This window comes from Halopseudomonas salina, from assembly GCF_014637955.1.
Taxonomy (GTDB): domain Bacteria; phylum Pseudomonadota; class Gammaproteobacteria; order Pseudomonadales; family Pseudomonadaceae; genus Halopseudomonas; species Halopseudomonas salina.
In genome coordinates, this window is sequence record NZ_BMFF01000005.1 from 163837 (window position 1) to 183409 (window position 19573).

At 58.3% G+C, this 19573-nt stretch carries 14 protein-coding genes; 8 read left to right on the forward strand and 6 right to left on the reverse strand.

The genetic code is table 11. The annotated features are described in order from the left end of the window. Window positions 1-839: type III PLP-dependent enzyme (locus IEV54_RS12855; protein ID WP_188434466.1), on the reverse strand; the 839-nt coding region annotated here is incomplete at its 3' end. Between the two features lie 623 nt (window positions 840-1462). On the opposite strand from IEV54_RS12855, the gene atzF reads away from it, so the two are divergent. The 8 genes from atzF (at window position 1463) to urtE (ending at window position 13533) form a co-directional block, all read left to right on the forward strand. Next, the gene (atzF, locus tag IEV54_RS12860; protein WP_150278057.1) at window positions 1463-3244 is read left to right on the forward strand and encodes an allophanate hydrolase; all 1782 of its coding nucleotides are present in this window, start codon (window positions 1463-1465) and stop codon (window positions 3242-3244) included. Window positions 3245-3266: 22 nt separating this feature from the next. Continuing rightward, on the forward strand, window positions 3267-6896 hold the full coding sequence (gene uca / locus IEV54_RS12865; protein ID WP_150278056.1) for an urea carboxylase: 3630 nt from the start codon (window positions 3267-3269) through the stop codon (window positions 6894-6896). Window positions 6897-6899: 3 nt separating this feature from the next. Continuing rightward, on the forward strand, window positions 6900-7676 hold the full coding sequence (locus IEV54_RS12870; protein ID WP_150278055.1) for a GntR family transcriptional regulator: 777 nt from the start codon (window positions 6900-6902) through the stop codon (window positions 7674-7676). A 111-nt stretch (window positions 7677-7787) separates the two neighbouring features. Further along, on the forward strand, window positions 7788-9083 hold the full coding sequence (gene urtA / locus IEV54_RS12875; protein ID WP_150278054.1) for an urea ABC transporter substrate-binding protein: 1296 nt from the start codon (window positions 7788-7790) through the stop codon (window positions 9081-9083). Between the two features lie 98 nt (window positions 9084-9181). Beyond that, window positions 9182-10852, forward strand: a complete 1671-nt coding sequence (urtB, locus tag IEV54_RS12880; protein WP_150278053.1) for an urea ABC transporter permease subunit UrtB — start codon at window positions 9182-9184, stop codon at window positions 10850-10852. Between the two features lie 51 nt (window positions 10853-10903). After that, entirely contained in the window at window positions 10904-12001 is a 1098-nt protein-coding gene (gene urtC, locus IEV54_RS12885) for an urea ABC transporter permease subunit UrtC (RefSeq protein WP_150278052.1), read from the forward strand. Continuing rightward, complete coding sequence (urtD, locus tag IEV54_RS12890; RefSeq protein ID WP_150278051.1) at window positions 11998-12834, forward strand: urea ABC transporter ATP-binding protein UrtD; 837 nt, start codon at window positions 11998-12000, stop codon at window positions 12832-12834. Before urtC ends, urtD begins: the two co-directional genes overlap by 4 nt. 3 nt (window positions 12835-12837) lie before the next feature. After that, window positions 12838-13533 carry an urea ABC transporter ATP-binding subunit UrtE gene (urtE, locus tag IEV54_RS12895; RefSeq protein ID WP_150278050.1) on the forward strand — a complete coding sequence of 232 codons (696 nt, stop codon included), beginning with the start codon at window positions 12838-12840 and terminating at the stop codon, window positions 13531-13533. Between the two features lie 273 nt (window positions 13534-13806). On the opposite strand, the gene pelG is transcribed toward urtE, so the two are convergent. From pelG to IEV54_RS12920, 5 genes are read right to left on the reverse strand one after another with little or no spacing between them, the layout of a single operon-like run. Beyond that, entirely contained in the window at window positions 13807-15177 is a 1371-nt protein-coding gene (gene pelG, locus IEV54_RS12900) for an exopolysaccharide Pel transporter PelG (RefSeq protein ID WP_150278049.1), read from the reverse strand. After that, window positions 15177-16715 carry a GT4 family glycosyltransferase PelF gene (gene pelF, locus IEV54_RS12905; RefSeq protein WP_150278048.1) on the reverse strand — a complete coding sequence of 513 codons (1539 nt, stop codon included), beginning with the start codon at window positions 16713-16715 and terminating at the stop codon, window positions 15177-15179. The genes pelG and pelF overlap by 1 nt, the downstream gene beginning before the upstream one ends. After that, window positions 16712-17701, reverse strand: coding sequence for a tetratricopeptide repeat protein (locus tag IEV54_RS12910; RefSeq protein WP_150278047.1), 990 nt, complete (start codon window positions 17699-17701; stop codon window positions 16712-16714). The genes pelF and IEV54_RS12910 overlap by 4 nt, the downstream gene beginning before the upstream one ends. Next, window positions 17679-19043: a PelD GGDEF domain-containing protein gene (locus tag IEV54_RS12915; protein ID WP_150278046.1), complete on the reverse strand. Its 1365-nt coding sequence runs from the start codon at window positions 19041-19043 to the stop codon at window positions 17679-17681. The genes IEV54_RS12910 and IEV54_RS12915 overlap by 23 nt, the downstream gene beginning before the upstream one ends. Continuing rightward, window positions 19043-19558, reverse strand: a complete 516-nt coding sequence (locus IEV54_RS12920) for a penicillin-binding protein activator LpoB (RefSeq protein WP_150278045.1) — start codon at window positions 19556-19558, stop codon at window positions 19043-19045. The genes IEV54_RS12915 and IEV54_RS12920 overlap by 1 nt, the downstream gene beginning before the upstream one ends. Window positions 19559-19573 lie beyond the last annotated feature (15 nt).

A 19573-nucleotide genomic window follows, 5' to 3' on the forward strand; every position in this document is an offset into this window, starting at 1 on the left:
ACTTCACTGACCAATACGCCCGCATTACCAATCAGGGAGCGACCAGGCTCGAGAATGATCTCGGGCAGGTCGTCACCAAAGTCTTCCTGCAGGAAACGGGTGATTTCTTCTGCGTAGGTTTTCAGGGTGTTGGTCTTGGTGATGTAGTTGGCCGGGAAGCCACCACCCATGTTGATCATCTTCAGGGTGATATTGTCCTCTTCCTTCAGGCGTTCGAAGATTACCTTCACCTTGGCGATCGCCGCGTCCCAGGCGCCAATATCACGCTGCTGTGAGCCCACGTGGAAAGAAATACCGTAGGGCTCCAGGCCCAGTTCACGGGCCAGAACCAGCAGGTCCATGGCCATGTCGGTCTGGCAACCGAACTTGCGCGACAGCGGCCAGTCAGCCGTGGTCGAGCCTTCAGTCAGAATGCGCACATAGATTTTCGAGCCCGGTGCGGCCTTGGCGATATTGCGCAGGTCGGCTTCTGAGTCTGTGGCGTACAGCCGCACGCCCTTTTCATAGAATGCGCGGATATGCTTGGACTTCTTGATGGTGTTACCGAAGCTGATCTGCTCGGGCTTGACGCCCAGGGCCATGACCTTTTCCAGCTCATAGATGGAGGCGATATCGAAGTTGGCGCCCTTGTCCTTCAGCAACCCCAAAACTTCATTGGACGGGTTGGCCTTGACCGCGTAGTAGACCTTGCCGAAGGGAAAGCCTTCGACTAGTTCGTCATAGGCACGGTCGATGGTTTTCAGGTCAACAACCAGGAAGGGGGTCTCGTGCTGATCGGCGCAGGCCTTGATACGGCTGAAGGTTTCGCGATCAAAGTATTCGTCGAGTTTGATAGACATGCATTGGCTCCAAAGCAACTATTTCAGGTCGGGTCGTGTGAAGAAATAACCCGGGGGGTGCGAACGTCTGATCAGTATCCCCACTTTGGTTCGCCTACTTCCCAAGGCGTGCGCCGAAAGCAATAAGAACGCCGTATTGCGCGTGTCTCGCTGTCTCGTCGTCAGTACTTGAGCCGTATGGATCGTGCCAGCCTCAACGTTCGTGGCGCACCATAAGACCAAGCGATCTCGGGGTCAATAGGGACCTGACATTTCATTAATCTTCCCAGCTGTGGATGACAAAAGTACGGTTTTACCTGCGCATTTATCTGATCCTTAAAGCTAAGACCTGCGGTCTTCATACTAGACCATCAGGCCGGCCAACGGCGGCAACATCCCCTCCCCTGCGCGCACCAAAACGGGACCAACGGCACTGTTTTGGGCCGCGAAAGACCATGCACGTCGGCTACTCCGACATCTTTCCATCGAAAGCCAGACACTCTGGACTGGAGGTATTTCATTGTTTTACAAGGTATTTATTTGTCAATTAATGACATTGTCAGAAATTGGCACGTTACCTGCTCTCTCGTGTTGAACACCCACTTGTATACAAGACGGTATTTTCACGATCAGCAGGAGGCCAGATGGCTCAGCAATCCGGATGGACAATCACAGAGTGGCTCGAAGCCTACCGCAGCGGCGACCTGACTCCACGCACCGCCCTTGAGCAAATTCATGCGCAACTCGATGGGCAGGACCCTGCGTTCATCCATGTGCTTTCCCATGCCGAACTGAGCGCTCAGCTCGATGCGCTGGAAGCACTGCCCGACGCACGCCAGCTGCCCTTGTATGGCATCCCCTATGTGGTAAAGGACAATATTGATGTTGCCGGCCTGCCAACCACCGCCGCCTGCGCTGAGTATGCCTATACAGCTACTGCTGACTCCACCTGTGTGGCGCGTTTGCGTGCGGCCGGTGCTGTGGTCCTGGCCAAGACCAATCTCGATCAATTCGCTACCGGACTGGTCGGTACTCGCTCACCCTATGGCCCGGTACCCAATAGTTTCGACAAGCATTACATCTCTGGCGGCTCCAGCTCCGGGTCCTCGGTCAGCGTCGCCCGCGGCCTGGTGCCGTTCAGCCTGGGTACCGACACCGCAGGATCCGGCCGCGTGCCGGCTGCCTTTAATAACCTGGTCGGACTCAAACCTACTCGAGGCCGCTTCAGCACCACTGGCGTAGTGCCGGCCTGTCGCAGTCTGGACTGCGTATCGATTTTTGCCCTGAATGTGACGGATGCTGAGATAGTCGCCGGCGTGATGGAAGGTTTTGACTCTACCGACGGCTATTCCCGCAAGCCGCCAACTGCCGCCACGCTGTTACCGGTCAAGCCACGACTGGGCATCCCCGCCTCGCTTCCCTGGTTCGGCGACAGCCAATATGCGGCCGCCTGGGAAGCCAGTCTGTCCAAACTGCAGGCGATGGGCGTGGAGCTGGTCGAGCTTGATTACAGCCCGATGCAGCAACTGGCTGAGTTGCTCTATGGAGGGCCGTGGGTGGCCGAGCGCTACGCTGCGGTCTCTGAATTCATGGACGCCCACGCCGACCAGATGAACCCGGTGGTGCGCGGCATCCTGGCCCAGGCGCAGAACTTCAGCGCTACGGATACCTACAAGGCCGAATACCGCCGCGCGGATCTGGCACGGACCATTCAGGCGCTCATGGGTAGCGTGGATGCGCTGCTGGTACCGACCACTCCGCGGATGCCGACCCTGGAAGAAGTGGAACAGGATCCGGTCGGGGTCAACAGCCAGCTTGGCACCTGGACCAACTTCGTCAACCTGGCAGACTGCTCCGCGTTGGCGCTGCCCGCCGGCCTGCGCGAAGACGGCCTGCCATTCGGCATCACACTGATTGGCGCCGCTTGGCAGGATGGCTCACTGGCTGAATTCGGTCGCCGTTGGGAGGCTTTCGCTCCCTGGAAAGCCGGCGCTACCGATCGCTCATTACCCGCACCTGTTATAGCTACCCAAGTTCCCGCCGGACATGTACGACTGGCTGTAGTCGGTGCCCACCTGAGCGGCATGCCCTTGAACATCCAATTGACCGAGCGCCATGCACGCTTTGTCGAGAGCACTTTTACCGCCGGCAATTACCGGCTCTACGCCCTGCCCAATACCACACCACCTAAACCCGGTCTGATCCGCGCCAACGAGGGAGCAACCATTGCCGTTGAGCTCTGGGATGTACCAGTCGACCTGTTCGGCAGTTTTGTTGCGCTGGTTCCAGCCCCGCTGGGTATCGGGACTCTGACACTGCAGGACGGCCGTGAGGTGAAGGGCTTCATCTGTGAGGGCGCTGCAGTCGATGGCGCTACCGATATCACGCATCTTGGCGGCTGGCGCGCCTACATCGCCTCACGCTGAGCACATCAAAGGGACTTGCACCATGCTGAACACTGTACTGATAGCCAACCGCGGGGAGATTGCGGTCCGCATCGCCCGCACCCTGAAGACCATGGGCATCCGCTCGGTGGCCATTTACTCCGACGCCGACCGGAACAGCGCTCACGTACATGCTTGTGACGAGGCAATCTGCCTGGGCGGTAACAGCGCCGCCGACAGCTACCTGCAGGCCGACCGCATACTGGCGGCTGCCAAGGATTGCGGCGCGCAGGCGATCATTCCGGGGTATGGCTTTCTGTCCGAAAACGCCAAGTTTGCCGAACAGTGCGAAGCAGCCGGTATCGCCTTCTGCGGTCCTACACCGGACCAGATCCGCCAGTTCGGTCTCAAGCATACCTCCCGCGAGATTGCCGAGCGTGCCGGTGTGCCACTTACGCCCGGCACCGGTCTGCTTGCCTCCCTGGAGGAAGCCATCAGCTCCGCCGCCGAACTGGGTTACCCGGTCATGCTGAAAAGTACCGCCGGCGGCGGCGGCATCGGTCTCACGCGTTGTAACGATGAAGCAGCACTGATCGAAGCCTTCGAAACCGTCAAACGCCTGGGGCAGAACTTCTTCAGCGACAGCGGCGTCTTCCTTGAGCGCTTTGTGGATAATGCGCGCCATGTGGAAGTACAGATATTCGGCGACGGCAAGGGTCAGGTGCTGGCTCTGGGCGAGCGTGACTGTTCCCTGCAGCGCCGCAATCAGAAAGTGGTCGAGGAAACCCCCGCACCCGATCTGCCCGCCGCCACCCGTGAGAAGCTGATGACCGCCTCGGTGGAGCTGGGCAAGGCAGTCAACTATCGCTCCGCCGGCACCGTGGAATATATCTACGATGCCAACCGTGATGTGTTCTATTTTCTCGAGGTAAACACGCGTCTGCAGGTCGAGCATCCGATTACCGAGGCATGCACCGGTGTGGATCTGGTCGAGTGGATGATCCTGACCGCCGCCGGGGAGCCGCCGGCCCTGAATATAGAAATTAACCCCAAGGGCGCAGCAATCGAAGTGCGCCTGTATGCCGAGGATCCGGTCCGCGATTTCCAGCCCTCCCCCGGCGTGCTGACCCATGTGAGCTTTCCGGAAGACGCCCGCATCGATACCTGGGTTGCGACCGGCACTGAAGTCTCAGCCTACTACGACCCGATGATCGCCAAGATCATTGTGCACGGCAGCGACCGCGTCGACGCCATTGCGAAAATGCGTGCCGCGCTGGACAGCACCTCGGTCGCCGGCATCGCCAGCAACCTGGACTACCTGCGCCAGATCATCGCCACCGACTTTTTTGCCGCTGGCGATGTGGCAACCAATCGCCTGGCCAGTTTTGATTTCCAAGCGCCGGTGATCGAGGTGGTGAAACCCGGCACATACACAACGGTGCAAGACTTCCCCGGTCGTGCTGGCTATTGGAGTGTCGGTGTGCCGCCTTCGGGGCCGATGGACGACTATGGCTTCCGCCTGGCCAACCGGATTGTCGGTAACCACGAGAGTGCAGCCGGCCTGGAATGTACGCTGATCGGTCCGACTCTGCGCTTTCATACCGATAGTGTGATCGCCCTGACCGGTGCACAATCAAGTGCCACTCTGGATGGTACCGAAGTGCCCTTCTGGGCACCGGTTAGCGTCAAGGCCGGACAGGTGCTTGAAGTCGGCAAAGCCAGCACCGGTTGCCGCTCCTATCTCGCCGTGCGCAATGGCATCGATGTACCGGTCTACCTAGGTAGCCGCTCGACCTTTGTGCTCGGCCAGTTTGGCGGCCATGCAGGTCGCACCCTGCGCGCTACCGACATGCTGCCAATCAGCAATCCGGCGATCGCCGCCTGCACCACGTCCGCGCCCTGCTACGAGCCGGCTGCCGCCCCGCATGGACTGATTCCCGACTACGCCAGTGACGACACCGGTCCGCGGGAGTGGGAAGTCGGTGTGCTTTACGGGCCCCATGGGGCGCCGGACTTTTTTACCGAAGAAGCCATCGAGATGTTCTTCGGCACCGCCTGGGAGGTGCACTACAACTCCAACCGCCTGGGCATACGCCTGAACGGCCCCAAGCCGACTTGGACCCGCAGTGACGGCGGCGAAGCCGGACTGCACCCTTCCAACATCCATGACACCGAGTATGCGGTCGGCTCGATCAACTTTACCGGCGACATGCCGGTGATTCTGACCCGCGACGGGCCGAGCCTGGGCGGCTTCGTGTGCCCGGTCACCATCATCAAGGCCGAGCTGTGGAAAGTGGGTCAGGTAAAGCCGGGGGATCGCATTCGCTTCAAGCGAGTGGGCTTTGATACGGCGTTGGCCATGGAGCAGGCGCAGGATCAGGCAATCGAGACCCTCAGTGTGCTGCCGGCAATAGAGCCACAGTCCATCCCCGAGCCGGATCATGGGCTGTCTGCCTGCATTCTTGCGTCACTACCCGAGCAAGGCAGCCGCCCGCTAGTGACTTACCGTCAGGCCGGCGACAAGTACATCCTGCTCGAATATGGCGACAACGTGCTTGATCTGCGTCTGCGACTGCGTGTTCACGCGCTGATGGAAGCACTCAAGGCCACGCCTATCGAGGGCATCATCGAGCTGTCACCCGGGGTGCGTTCACTGCAGGTGAATTACGACAGCCGCGTACTGCATCAGCAGAATCTGGTTGCGGGTCTGCTGGCGATCGAGCACAACCTGCCCGACAGCCTGCGCGTGCCCAGCCGGGTGATTCATCTCCCGATGGCTTTCGAGGACGCTGCCACCCTGGACGCTGTTGCACGCTATCGCCAGTCGGTGCGCGACACCGCGCCCTGGCTGCCGAGCAACACCGAGTTCATGCGCCGGATCAACGGGCTGGACAGTATCGATGCGGTGCGTGATGTGCTGTTCAGCGCCAGTTACATGGTGCTCGGTCTGGGCGACGTGTACCTGGGCGCCCCTTGCGCAGTGCCCGTGGATCCCCGCCACCGCCTGCTGACCTCCAAGTACAACCCGGCGCGTACCTACACCGCCGAGGGCACTGTGGGTATCGGCGGCGTCTACATGTGCATCTACGGCATGGATTCTCCCGGTGGCTACCAATTGGTGGGTCGTACGTTGCCAATCTGGAACAAGTTCCTGAAAAGCCCCGTGTTTATCAACCAGGAGCCCTGGTTGCTGAAGTTCTTTGACCAGGTACGTTACTACGAGGTGTCCGAGGAAGAGCTGACCGAGCAGCGCGAAGCCTTCCGTGAGGGCCGCCTGAATATTCGTATCGAGGAGAGCTACTTCGATCTGGCGGAACACGAACAGTTTCTACATGACAACGCCGAAAGCATCAGCGCATTCAAGGCGCATCAGCAGGCCGCCTTCACCGAGGAAGTTGCACTCTGGCAGGCAGACGAGGAAGCCAACGTCGACGCCGCATTACAAACAAGGACCAGCGAACAACCCATCGAGGTCGACGGCCTGGCGGTACTGGCCGACATCAGCGGCAATATCTGGAAGCTGCTAGTCGAGCCCGGACAAACAGTCGAGGCCGATCAGCCACTGCTGATTGTCGAGGCCATGAAGATGGAGTTCGCCGTGCACGCCGAGCGGGCAGGTCTGGTGGGCGCTATCCACTGCGCCCCGGGCAAGCAGGTGAATGCGGGTGATCTGCTACTGGTTCTCGAGGACTAGATAATGGACCAGGGCGCAGCAAGAGAAACAGGGGTTCTGAGATTGAACAGGGCAGCTGACGGCCAGGCGAGCAAGACGCCAGAACGCCGGCAGAACCTGACCGAACGTATTTATGTGCAACTCAAGCAGAGCATCTTCGATTTTCAGCTGCTGCCCGGGGATCGCTTTACCGAAAGCGAAATAGCCGAGCGGGTTTCAGCCAGCCGTACGCCAGTTCGCGAGGCGCTCACACGCCTGCAACGCGAGGGCTTTGTAGAGGTATCCTTTCGCAGCGGCTGGCAGGTGCGGCCCTTCGACTTCGAACAGTACGAGCAGCTGTATGACGTGCGCATCGTGTTGGAGATGGCGGCGGTCAAGCGGCTATGCGAGATGGAGGCAGCGCCGGCGCTGGATGAACTGAAAGCGATCTGGCTGGTTCACCCAGCGGACCGCCTGAGCGACGGCCCGGCAGTCTGCGCCTTGGATGAACGCTTCCATGAGCAACTGGTCGAGGCCACCGGCAACGTCGAGATGGCCCGTATTCATCATGACGTGACCGAGCGCCTACGCATCGTTCGACGTATCGATTTCACCAAGGCGCCACGCATAGAGGCGACCTATCTGGAGCACGGCAAAATCCTCGGCAGCATTATTCAGCGCCGCACCGAGGAGGCCCAGCTGATGCTCAAGACACACATAGAGGAGAGCAAGGCAGAGGTGCGCAAGATCACCCTGCACATGATTTTTGAAGCACGGCAGAACCAGAACAAAAGCCGACCGCCAGATACGGCGCCAAGCTGATAAAGAAGGGCCGGCGGCATGCTGACCGGCTCCAACCGCGCAGAGATGCACCCGTTGTTTGCAAGCTTGTTTTCACACATCAGGATAAGTACTTCACACGGAGAAAGACCCATGAAAATCAGAAAATTAGTCAAACAGGCCGGGGCGCTTGGCGTCGCGTGCAGCATGGCGCTCAGCGCAATGACTGTGCAGGCTGAAACCATCAAGGTAGGTGTACTGCACTCACTATCCGGCACCATGGCCATTTCAGAAACGACGCTGAAAGACACCATGCTGATGCTGATCGAAGAGCAGAACAAGAAAGGCGGTCTGCTCGGCAAACAGCTTGAAGCCGTAGTTGTGGATCCTGCTTCTGACTGGCCATTGTTCGCCGAGCGCACCCGCGAACTGCTGGAGCAACACAAGGTAGATTCGATCTTCGGTTGCTGGACTTCAGTATCACGCAAATCGGTTCTGCCGGTTATCGAAGAACTGAACGGCATTCTTTTCTACCCGGTGCAGTACGAGGGTGAAGAGTCTTCGCGCAATGTGTTCTACACCGGCGCCGCGCCAAACCAGCAGGCCATACCAGCCGTTGATTACCTGAAGGACGACATTGGCGTGGAGCGCTGGGTGCTGGCTGGAACCGACTACGTCTACCCGCGCACAACCAACCGCATCCTAGAGGCCTACCTGAAAGCCAATGGTGTGGCTGAAGAAGACATCATGATCAACTACACGCCGTTCGGTCACTCCGACTGGCAGAACATCGTGTCCGAAATCAAGCGCTTCGGCAGTGCCGGCAAGAAGACCGCCGTGGTATCGACCATCAATGGCGACGCCAACGTGCCTTTCTACCGCGAACTGGGTAACCAGAAAATCTCCGCTGAAGACATTCCGGTCATCGCCTTCTCCGTGGGTGAAGAGGAGCTGTCAGGTATCGATACCGGTCCGCTGGTTGGCCACATGGCGGCCTGGAACTACTTCATGAGTGAAGATACTCCAGAGAATGCGGCGTTCATCAAGACGTGGCACGAATTCACCAAGAACCCCGAGCGTGTCACTAACGACCCGATGGAAGCGCACTACATAGGCTTCAACATGTGGGTCAAAGCTGTGGAAAAAGCCGGTACTACTGATGTCGATGCTGTGATCGATGCGATGGTCGGCGTGGAAGTGCCCAACCTGACTGGCGGCACCAGCGTCATGTTGCCCAACCACCACATCACCAAGCCGGTGCTGATCGGCGAGATCCAGGATGATGGCCAGTTCCTCACAGTATCCCAGACCGATGATCTGGTCGCCGGTGACGCCTGGTCCGACTACCTGGAAGGCAGCAAGAACCTGATCGGTGATTGGACCGACCCCGTCAACTGTGGCAACTACAACACAGAAACCAAGACCTGCGTGGGCGCCACTGCCGAATAAACGGCAACAGGCTAGCGGTCTCGATTCAGGGGCCGCGATCGGCTACAGGTCCGGCGCGACGCCGGACCTGTCACGACCACACAAGTGAGAACACTGCGATGAATACACCCTGCCGCGCCATAACCTGGCAATCGCTGCGCGTCTGTTGCGCGTGGCTTTTGCTGCTCTGCAGCCTCGGTTTCAACGCCAGTCTGCATGCGCAAACCAATGCAGCAGATCCAAACGACGGCACAGTCGAGTCTGCTCAACCCAACGAATTTGAAACACTGGTCCATCAACTGGTGCAAGGCAACCTGCCCAACCGCATCAAGACCGTTAGCAAGCTCGCTGTCTATGACGATGAAAGGCTGCCAGCCATTTTTACCGCGCTCGCCGCAGGTGACCTGCAGGCCGATCGCAATGATCCCCCTACCGTGGCCATACGCGACGGTGATGTGGCTACCGATGCCCTTACCGGCGAGATGCTGGCGACGACTGAAGGCTTGCGCCGCGTGCCGGTGCACAACGCCCTGCGCACCCAACTGCGCGGACTGATCGCCCAACTCAGCCTGAATAACGCGGATGCGCAGGTACGCTATGACGCTGTACGGCGGATGATTTACGATGGTATCGACGAAGGAACCGTCGAGATGCTGCGCGCCCGGCAAGAGGTGGAGGAATCCACCCTGGTGCTCGAGGCTATAGAGACTGCCAGGGCCCTGTTTCAGTTGAACAGCGAGGATCCGTCAGTGCGCCTGGAGGCGGTACAGCAGCTCAGCGGTTCCCTGGAGCGCCAGGCACGAAACGAACTGGCAGATATCGCAGCCAACGACGCAGCCCCCCAACTGCGCGCCGAGGCGCAACAGGCGTTGCAATCGATCGAGGGTCGCATCAGTTTCTACCGCTTCGTCGAGAATCTGTTCTTTGGCCTGAGCCTGGGCTCGGTCCTGCTACTGGCCGCTATCGGCCTGGCGATCACCTTCGGCGTGATGGGCGTGATCAACATGGCCCACGGCGAGCTGATCATGCTGGGTGCCTATACCACCTGGGGCGTGCAGGTGCTGTTCCCGAGTCTGATCGAGTGGAGCCTGTTGATCGCCATTCCCGCCGCCTTTGTCATCACCGGCCTGGTCGGCATCCTGATCGAACGTGGTGTGATCCGCTTCCTGTACGGCCGTCCGCTGGAAACCCTGTTGGCCACCTTCGGCCTAAGCCTGGTCTTGCAGCAGGCGGTACGCACCCTGTTCAGTCCGCTTAACCGCTCGGTCAGCTCGCCGGACTGGATCAGCGGCACACTGGTCATCAACCCGGTACTGTCGATCACCTACACCCGTCTGTACATCCTGATCTTCGGGCTGATGGTGTTCTTCGCCCTGCTACTGGTGATGAAGCGCACTTCGCTGGGCCTGAAAGTACGCGCTGTCTCGCAGAACCGCGCCATGGCACGCGCAGTGGGTGTGCGCTCGAGCTGGGTAGACGCGCTGACCTTCGGGCTGGGTTCCGGCGTAGCCGGAATCGCCGGCGTAGCGCTCTCGCAGATCACCAACGTAGGCCCCAACCTGGGCCAAGCCTACATCATCGACTCGTTCATGGTGGTGGTGTTCGGCGGCGTCGGCAACCTCTGGGGCACGCTGGTCAGCGCGATGAGCCTGGGGCTGATCAACAACTTCCTGGAACCCTACGCTGGCGCGATGCTGGCCAAGGTCATGGTGCTGATCATGCTGATCCTGTTTATCCAGAAACGGCCCAAGGGACTCTTCCCGCAGAAAGGACGCGCGGCGGCAGACTGATGCGCTTAAACGTGCATCGCTGCTCAAGCCAATGATTATTGAGAGGGAAGTATGCTGATCCAACGTCTATTACTTAACGATCGGGGCGGCATGGTGGTGCTCGGCCTGGTCGCATTGATCGCGATCGTGGTGCCGGTGCTGAACCTGGCCGTGCCACCGGAGTCACCATTGTATGTATCCAACTTTACCGTCGGGCTACTCGGCAAGTTTCTCTGCTTCGCCCTGCTCGCCCTGTCTGTTGATCTGATCTGGGGCTATGCCGGTATTCTGTCCCTGGGTCACGGGGCTTTTTTTACGCTGGGCGGCTACGGGATGGGCATGTACCTGATGCGTCAGATCGGCGATCGCGGTGTATACGGGCATCCCGAGCTGATGGACTTCATGGTAGTGCTCAACTGGGAAACGCTACCCTGGTACTGGCAGGGCTTCGACATGTTCTGGTTCGCGATGCTGATGGTGCTGCTGGTGCCGGGCCTGCTGGCCCTGGTGTTTGGCTGGCTGGCGTTCCGCTCGCGGGTCACCGGTGTGTATTTTGCAATCATCACCCAGGCCCTGACCTACGCACTGATGCTGGCCTTCTTCCGCAACGAGATGGGTTTTGGCGGCAACAACGGATTGAATGACTTTAAGGATATTCTCGGCTTCAGTCTGAGTGCTGACTCGACCCGTGCCGGCCTGCTGATCGCATCCGCCATCATGCTGATTCTCGGCTATCTGGCTTGCCGCTATATCGTTACCTCGCGCATGGGCCGGGTGATCATCTCGATCCGTGACGCGGAAAGCCGCACGCGCTTTTCCGGCTATCAGGTCGAATCCTACAAGCTCTGGCTGTTCGTTTTCTCGGCCATGCTGGCAGCGGTTGCCGGCGCGCTCTACGTACCCCAGGTGGGCATCATCAACCCGGGCGAATTCTCGCCACTTAATTCGATCGAGATGGTGGTATGGGTTGCCACCGGTGGGCGCGGCACGCTGTTCGGCGCCCTGGTGGGTGCGTTTTCGGTCAACTATGCCAAGACCTTCTTCACCACATTTTCACCGGAAACCTGGCTGTTCATACTCGGTGGCCTGTTCGTCATGGTCACCCTGTTCATGCCCAAGGGTCTGGTGGGATTGGCCGGTCGGTTACTGCGCAAGGGAGACAAAGAATGAAAACCACAGAACAACTGCGCGAAACCTGGCGCCGGGATCAGGTGTTTGATTTCGTCCAGCCGCCGCCTGCGTTCGATAGCGTGGTCGATACCACCCACGGCCCGATTCTTTATGTGGAAAACATCAGCGTTAGCTTCGATGGCTTCAAAGCGCTGAACAATCTGGACCTGACTATCGATGAAGGCGAGTTGCGCTGCATCATCGGGCCTAACGGCGCCGGCAAGACCACGATGATGGATGTGATTACCGGCAAGACCAAACCCGACACCGGCAGTATCTGGTTCGGCCAACGTATCGATCTGCTCAAACGTTCAGAACACCAGATTGCACGGGGTGGTATCGGCAGAAAGTTTCAGAAGCCCACGGTGTTCGAGGCGCTTTCGGTATTCGAGAACCTGGAGCTGGCAACCGCGTCGAAAAAGAACGTGTGGTACACGCTGAACAACGATCTGAACGGTGAGCAGCGCGACCGCATTGACGAGGTGCTACGCCAGACCGGCCTGACCGAGCACTACCACCAGGAGGCGGGTGCGCTCTCCCACGGTCAGAAGCAGTGGCTGGAGATCGGCATGCTGTTGGTGCAGAACCCACGGGTGCTGCTGGTCGATGAACCGGTGGCTGGCATGACCGGCGAAGAGGTGGAGAAAACTGCCGAGTTGCTCACCTCGTTGGCAGGCAGGCATTCGGTGATTGTCGTGGAACACGACATGGCTTTTGTGCGCTCCATTGCGCGCAAGGTCACGGTGTTGCACCAGGGTTCAGTGCTGGCCGAAGGCAGCATGGACCAGGTGCAGAACAATCCACGCGTCATCGAAGTCTATCTGGGAGAGTAAGCCGTGCTGCGCATTGAATCGATCAATCAGTTATACAACCAGAGTCATATTCTCTGGGACCTGGATCTGGAAGTTCGCGAAGGCACCTGCGGTTGCTTACTGGGCCGCAATGGTGTGGGCAAGACCACACTGCTCAAGTGCATTACTGGTCTACTACCGGTACGTGACGGGCAGATTCTGCTGAACGGCAAGGACATCACCCGCATGTCCACCGAAAACCGCGCCCGGGCGGGCATCGGCTACGTGCCCCAGGGCCGGGAAATCTTTCCGCTACTGACCGTGGAGGAAAATCTGAAGATTTCCTTGGGCGCACGAGGAGACGGCGCCCGCCAGATTCCCGAGCAAATCTACCAGCTGTTTCCGGTGCTCAAGGAGATGAAGTCGCGACGGGGCGGTGACCTGTCCGGTGGCCAGCAACAACAACTGGCGATCGGCCGCGCACTAGTGCTGGATCCCAAACTGCTGATTCTGGATGAACCCACCGAGGGCATTCAGCCCAATATCGTGCGCGACATCGGAGAGGTGATCCGCAAGCTCAATCGGGAGATGGGTCTGACGGTGTTGTTGGTCGAGCAGAAGCTGCCTTTTGCCCGGCGCACCGCGGATGACTTTTTCATCATGGAGCGCGGGCGGGTAATGGCTGATGGGCCGATTGCAGATCTGAGTGATGAGCTGGTGCAGCAGTATCTGACGGTGTAAACACTCCGTGCTCGGGGGCGGCTTGTACTTTGCCGAACCCGAGAATGGATCCCCGCGTTCGCGAGGATGACGTAAAGGCTTACCTGCGGCGCCCCGTCAATGGACAGCACGCCTTGCAACCCCCTGATTTCCGCGGAGCGGGAATCCATCTTGACCCCACCCCCGTCATTTCTGCGGGGCGCGAATCCATCTTGACCCCACCCCCGTCATTCCCGCGAAGGCGGGAATCCATTTTGACTTAGCGGTTGAATCCCAAAACCTTCACGCTGAAACTCACCGGCTCAACATAAAGGTATTGTATTCCAGATCATCCAGCGACTTGTTCAGACGCATCATCCCCAGCAGCACACAGATCGCCAGCGATACCGTGAAGCCATAACCGTAGAAACTTGGCCCAAGGTACTGACTGAGCAGGGTCAGTGCGATGTTGAGCAAGACAAAGAGGGCGCTCAGCTCCAGCACGATGGCGCGTTTATCCAGATAGAAAAACACGTTGAGCAAAGCCATGAGCAGCAACTGGAAACTCACGCCAATCAGGTCGATGTAAAACAGGGGCAGATAGAAGTGCGAGATTCCCAGCCACTCCAGCAACTTGGGAGCAAACAGGAACAGTAGCACCACTGTGATGCCCTGCACCTTGCAGATTTCCTGCAAGCCCTGCCGGATGGCAACGGTCATTTCACTCTTCAACTGCTGGATATGCTGCAAGGTCTGGCCTTCACGCACTGCGTCGAACAGGCGTTCGTACCACTCGGCAAAATCCGTCTCGATGCGTACCAGAAACACGGCCATCCCTGGGATAATGGAGAGGTAGGCAAGGAAGATCGGTAGATCGTACAACATTGATGCGCGCAACGGCCCGATGACGTGTTCCGACGTCATCGGGTTGAACCAGAAGATGAACTTATCAGCCCAGATACCCATGTTGTAGCAAACGCCGGTCAACAGCAGGCTCAAAAATACCTGTTTGCGGTCGAGAAAATCGAAGGCAATCAGTTTCTCAGCACGGTATTCGCGAAGGATATCGAACAGAAATACGAACAACAGCGTGGCATGACCAAGAAGCAGCGCAAATAGCAGGCCGTCCAGGCCCCAGGGGCGCAGGAAAAACGAAGCCACCACCATAAGCGAATAACCGCCTAGCATCGTCAGCAGGATGCGGTTGTACTGCTTCATGCCCGACAGGAAGATGATCACCAGCCAGAGATTGCACAGGGTGACGAAGTTTGTCAGGACCAGGAGCCTATACAGGAACGGCTGATCAAACAGCCACCACAGCAGTACAAAGGCCAGCAGGCCAGCGCAAATAGTCGCAATAAGCATGATGCCCAGAAGATTGGGCAAAATGACGTGGGGCTTTTTCTCGAACAACCTGTCGGAAACAAATCGGGTAAAGAATACCTGTAGACCACCGGTGGTAATCAACGATGTGGCAAAAAGGTACGTGGTGGTCACCAGAAACTGCCTGACCAGCAATTCCGGAAACACCACGCCAATACTCATGATGCCGATCAGCATGACGCTGATAATCGACAGCACCCATGGGCCCGCGCTCAGCAGACCCGCATATACGTATGCCCGCAGCGTCGACGAGTAGGAATCTCGCGCCAGGATCTTGCGCAGCTCAAAACCGATTCCTGCCATTAGAGGTTCCCCATTGAATTACTGTAAAGCTTGCGATAACGCTCTAACATCAAAGCTTCACCATAGTAGCGATTGGCCCGAGCCACACCCGCGGTCTGCGCCGTCTGCCAGCGCTCAGGGTTGCGCAGCAGTCTGAGGACCGCACTGGCTGTGGCCTGGGGATCAGCGATGGCTACCACTTCGCCAGCCTGGCCCAGATCGCGATCCTCGGCTGTGCCGCCCTCGATAAGTTCACGACACGAACCGACATCACTACTGACTACCGGGGTGCCAGCGCACCAGGCTTCAAGGATCACCAGAGGCTGCGCCTCACTAATGGAGGTCAGCACCATGACTCCAAGCCTGGGTATGATCTCGTCGGCTTTTTGAAATCCCAGAAAACGTACGTTCTTTTCCAGGCCCATACTGGCGACCAGGCTGTGACATTCTGCGGCGTATTCGATGTCTTCATCTTCCGGACCGATGATCCATCCTTCCATCTCGGGCAGTTCGGACACAATGGTACGCATGGCGCGGATAAAGGTCTTCACGTCCTTGATTGGCACCACCCGGCCGATCAGGCCTACCACTGGAGCGATACCCTCAGCGCGTGTTTGCCGCAAGGCATTCCAGCGCTCCAGATCGATCCCATTGGGTATCACCCGGGTGCGGTCCGGGTCGGCACCATCTAGTACCTGGCGCTGTCGATTACCGTCATACAGGGCAATGATAGGGTCAGCGTTTCGATAGACCATCAAACCGATACGCTCGAAAAAACGGATCCACATGGAACGAATATACCCAGAGCTTGGGTCAAGGCTGCTATTGAGGGCTTCGTCAGCGTTCTCGGCGATCCAGCTGGCCTGAGCCAGATCGATCTTGCGTTCCTTGGTATAGATGCCGTGCTCACTGAGTATGAACTTGCACTGCCAGCGGCGCTTGAGAATGCAACCAGCCAAACCCGCATATCCTGTCGAGATTGCGTGCAGCAGACGCGCCCTGGGCATACGCGCGGCGGCTTCGGCAATCATCACCATCGGTGACTGCATGGTGCGCATGGTCCAGAAATAGTTGATAAACGAGGGGTCGCTGCAGTGGTTTAGATAGCCCTCGGTGATAGCCTCCCAGCTCGCCCGGCTGCGCAATACATCCTGCATGGTCAACTGACCACTGGCCAAGGCCCCGAGCACGGCATCCCCGGTAATCTCGTCGGGTTTCTGCGGGTGGTGAAAGTATCGGTACATGTTCGCCAGATCGCGTACGGAGCCGTCAGACGGCGCTTGCTCGGCACGGGGAGCAAACTGCCACGCATCCTCGATGAAAACTTCTTCAATATGCTTTACGTTGGGTGGAATTACGTAATGGCGCTCACCATAGGATTCCCGCTGACCACCAATAAAGAGAACTGAAAAAGTGACGTTGGGGAGGCCGAGAATAATCTGGTTTATCCAGCCAGACACACCGCCACGCACATAGGGCCAGGTGCCTTCGAGCAACAGACATACGTCGGCTTGATCGCCATGTTGTGCTACAGGCCCCGACCTGTTCTGGTCAGTCATAACCAGTACCTCGCGAGGTCAGCAAACGGCGGCCTGGAAAGGGCATGCTGGGGTAAGCGTGCCAGTAAGCGCGGCACTTCCTCATACTGGCCCGCGGCAAATGCGGCCTCGGCGAGGAAGGGAGCAATTTTCTCGAAACGAATACCACCGGTTTCCGCATGTTTGAAAGATGTCCGGGCTGCACTCAGGTCACCCTGCTCCAGCGCAATGCGTCCAGCAAGCAAATGAACCTCCGGGTTGGATTGCAGGGCCAGGGATTGTTCAGCGTGTTTACGCGCCTGACCAAGGATATGGTCCAGAACGCTGCCCTGGGCCAGTCCCAGGTAGGCAAGCTCCCAGTACCAACGCGCCAGCCCGACGTGGGTTGCCTCGGGGCTCTCATCATCACTCTTGCCGAGCCGATCGAGCAGACGCTCGATCCTGTGGTTGATGCCGCTCTCCTTCTGATCGAGCATCGAATAGGCGAGCAGACGTACATCATCTGCCGGGTCCCGCAAGGCCAACTTGAGTATCGGCACCGATTCGTGGGATGGCATGCGACGGGTCGCCAAAAGTGCGTTCAGGCGACGTTCCGGGTCAGTCGCAAGAAACAGCACGTCCTGCAGACCACCATCCTGAAACATGGGCGAGTGCCGACGCTCCAGGGGACGGAACGGCAGCCCGGGCACACCCGTAGCCTGCCAAACCTGTTCCTCACGCTTGCGCTGCAGGTACAAGGCCGGAAATACAGAGAAGATGACCCCGATCATACCCAGCAATGGAATGAAAAAGGCGATGCTGAATAGAAACAGTGGTGCCCAGGGCACAGGCGACTTGTAGCGCATGGGCAGGAACATCCACAGGGCAAGCGCCAGCAGTATGCAGGCCACCGCATGCGGTAGCACGATATACAGCATGCCTTCGAGTAGCGTCGGCTCACGGAAGATCATGGCCCAACTCAGGGACTCGAAAACCAGCGCGCCGCTAAATAGCAACTTGTTGATCATTCAACCCACACTCGTGATAAAGGAAATTGCGCAAACCTTCGCGTCTGCCCGTGGGGTCCACCTCTAGGAACATGACCCGTACACCCACATCATCCAACGTACGACCCTGGCCAAAATGTTCAGCAACCTGGTGCTGCAGACGCGTCAGGTAGCCGCGAGAGCCTTCAGTCGACGTTAACGGCATCAATACCAGAATGCAGTCATGCCCACGGTCATTGATCAAGCGTATCTGCAAATCCAGACCACGCTGACTGTCGGCGAACAGACGAATCATTTCCTGATTGGCATCCGTCAACTCGAACATGCACAAACTGGCATCCAGATCATGCTGTTCAACGTCGATCAGAGACCGACGCAGCTGCTGGGAGAAACTCTGAGCGTCGGCGTCATGCAGCTGCAGGGCAGCGGCGTCACTACGCAACAGATCCGCTACGTGGCCAGCCAGGAGCGCCAACAGACTGAGAGTACGGTCGTTGAAGACGAAGAACGGCATTTGCCGGATCGCCAGGATGCCAAGCAAGTTATCCTCGGTATCGATCAGCGGTACACACACCTGAAGCGAAGAAAACTGCTCCTGATCACCGCGTTCGAGAAATTCTTCACGAATACTGATCAGTTCGCCCTGCTCAAGACACAGCTTTATCATACGATCTTCAGGATCCAGCTCGTCCATATCGCCGAGGGTGGCCAGTGCACGGGATTGCATCTGCCCGTCCTTGATCGCGTACAGACCGGCGATACTCAATGAGCCATATTGTCCCAGCAAGGCCATGATGGGTTGCGCCATGGCTACCAGCGGATCACCCTGAGGCTTCAGTTCACGCAGACGCTCACGGAGTATCAGCAAAGAGCTGCGCAGACTCTGGTCACTGCCCGCAACCCGCAGTTCCAGCCGGTCATGGGAAATACGCAGTATCTGATGCGCCCGGGTAAATTCATCCAGCCGGTACTGACGATATTCATTGGCCATCTGCAATCGCTGCAGCCGACGATCCCAGAGATCCCGAAATTCACCGACCACCATGCTGATTACCAGCATGCCGATGATCCAGGCGCCCGGCATTCGCTGATATGCCTCCAGACCCGACTCGCGCAGCAACAGCAATGCTGCAACGAGAAGACAGGCACTGACCAGCGCCTTGACGAACCCGTAACGCAGTCCCACCAGCAACGGTGCCAACATCGGCCAGGTAAACTCATACACCTGCAATGGATCTTCCGGCACGAAATAAATGCCCAGACCGATCGCCAGTGCGGTTAGTAGGACTGTTTCAACCCAGGCTGCGAGTTCACTGGCACGCGCCGCGAGGGTGAAGTCCTTGTACGGGGATTCAGTTGACATTATTCCAGCCGCAGGTCGTCGGTGAGCTCACGCAGTACTTTCTGGGCGCTACCGGAAAGGCTTTCGCGCGACCAGCCAGCCCTGGCTCCGCTATTGCTCCAGATAACGCGGCCAGTTACTGGCTCCAGTACGCGCAGACTGATACCAACCGCAGGCTCACCATCCAGACCACTCTTGTACTGCCATTCCTCGACACTACCGCTGATCACGTAGTCGAAACCCTGGCGCTGCGCCCACTCCATACCAGCAGCCAGACGTTCGCTATCATCAAACAGCATGGTTTCCTGCTCTGTCTTGGGATAGACAATTGGCTGCAGGCCGCGCTGACTGAGAACGCTGAGCAATATCTGCTCGCTACGCTCACCCGCCTGCGGTGTCTGTGAATAGTTCACCAGGGGTACAAGCCCCCAGCGGGCGTCACGCGGCAGCGCTTCGCCACTTTTGCCAGTGAAGGTACTACAGCCGGTCACCACAGTGAGTGCCAGTATGAGGGCCAGGCCCGCTCTCGATTGCATGATGAATCTCTCCTG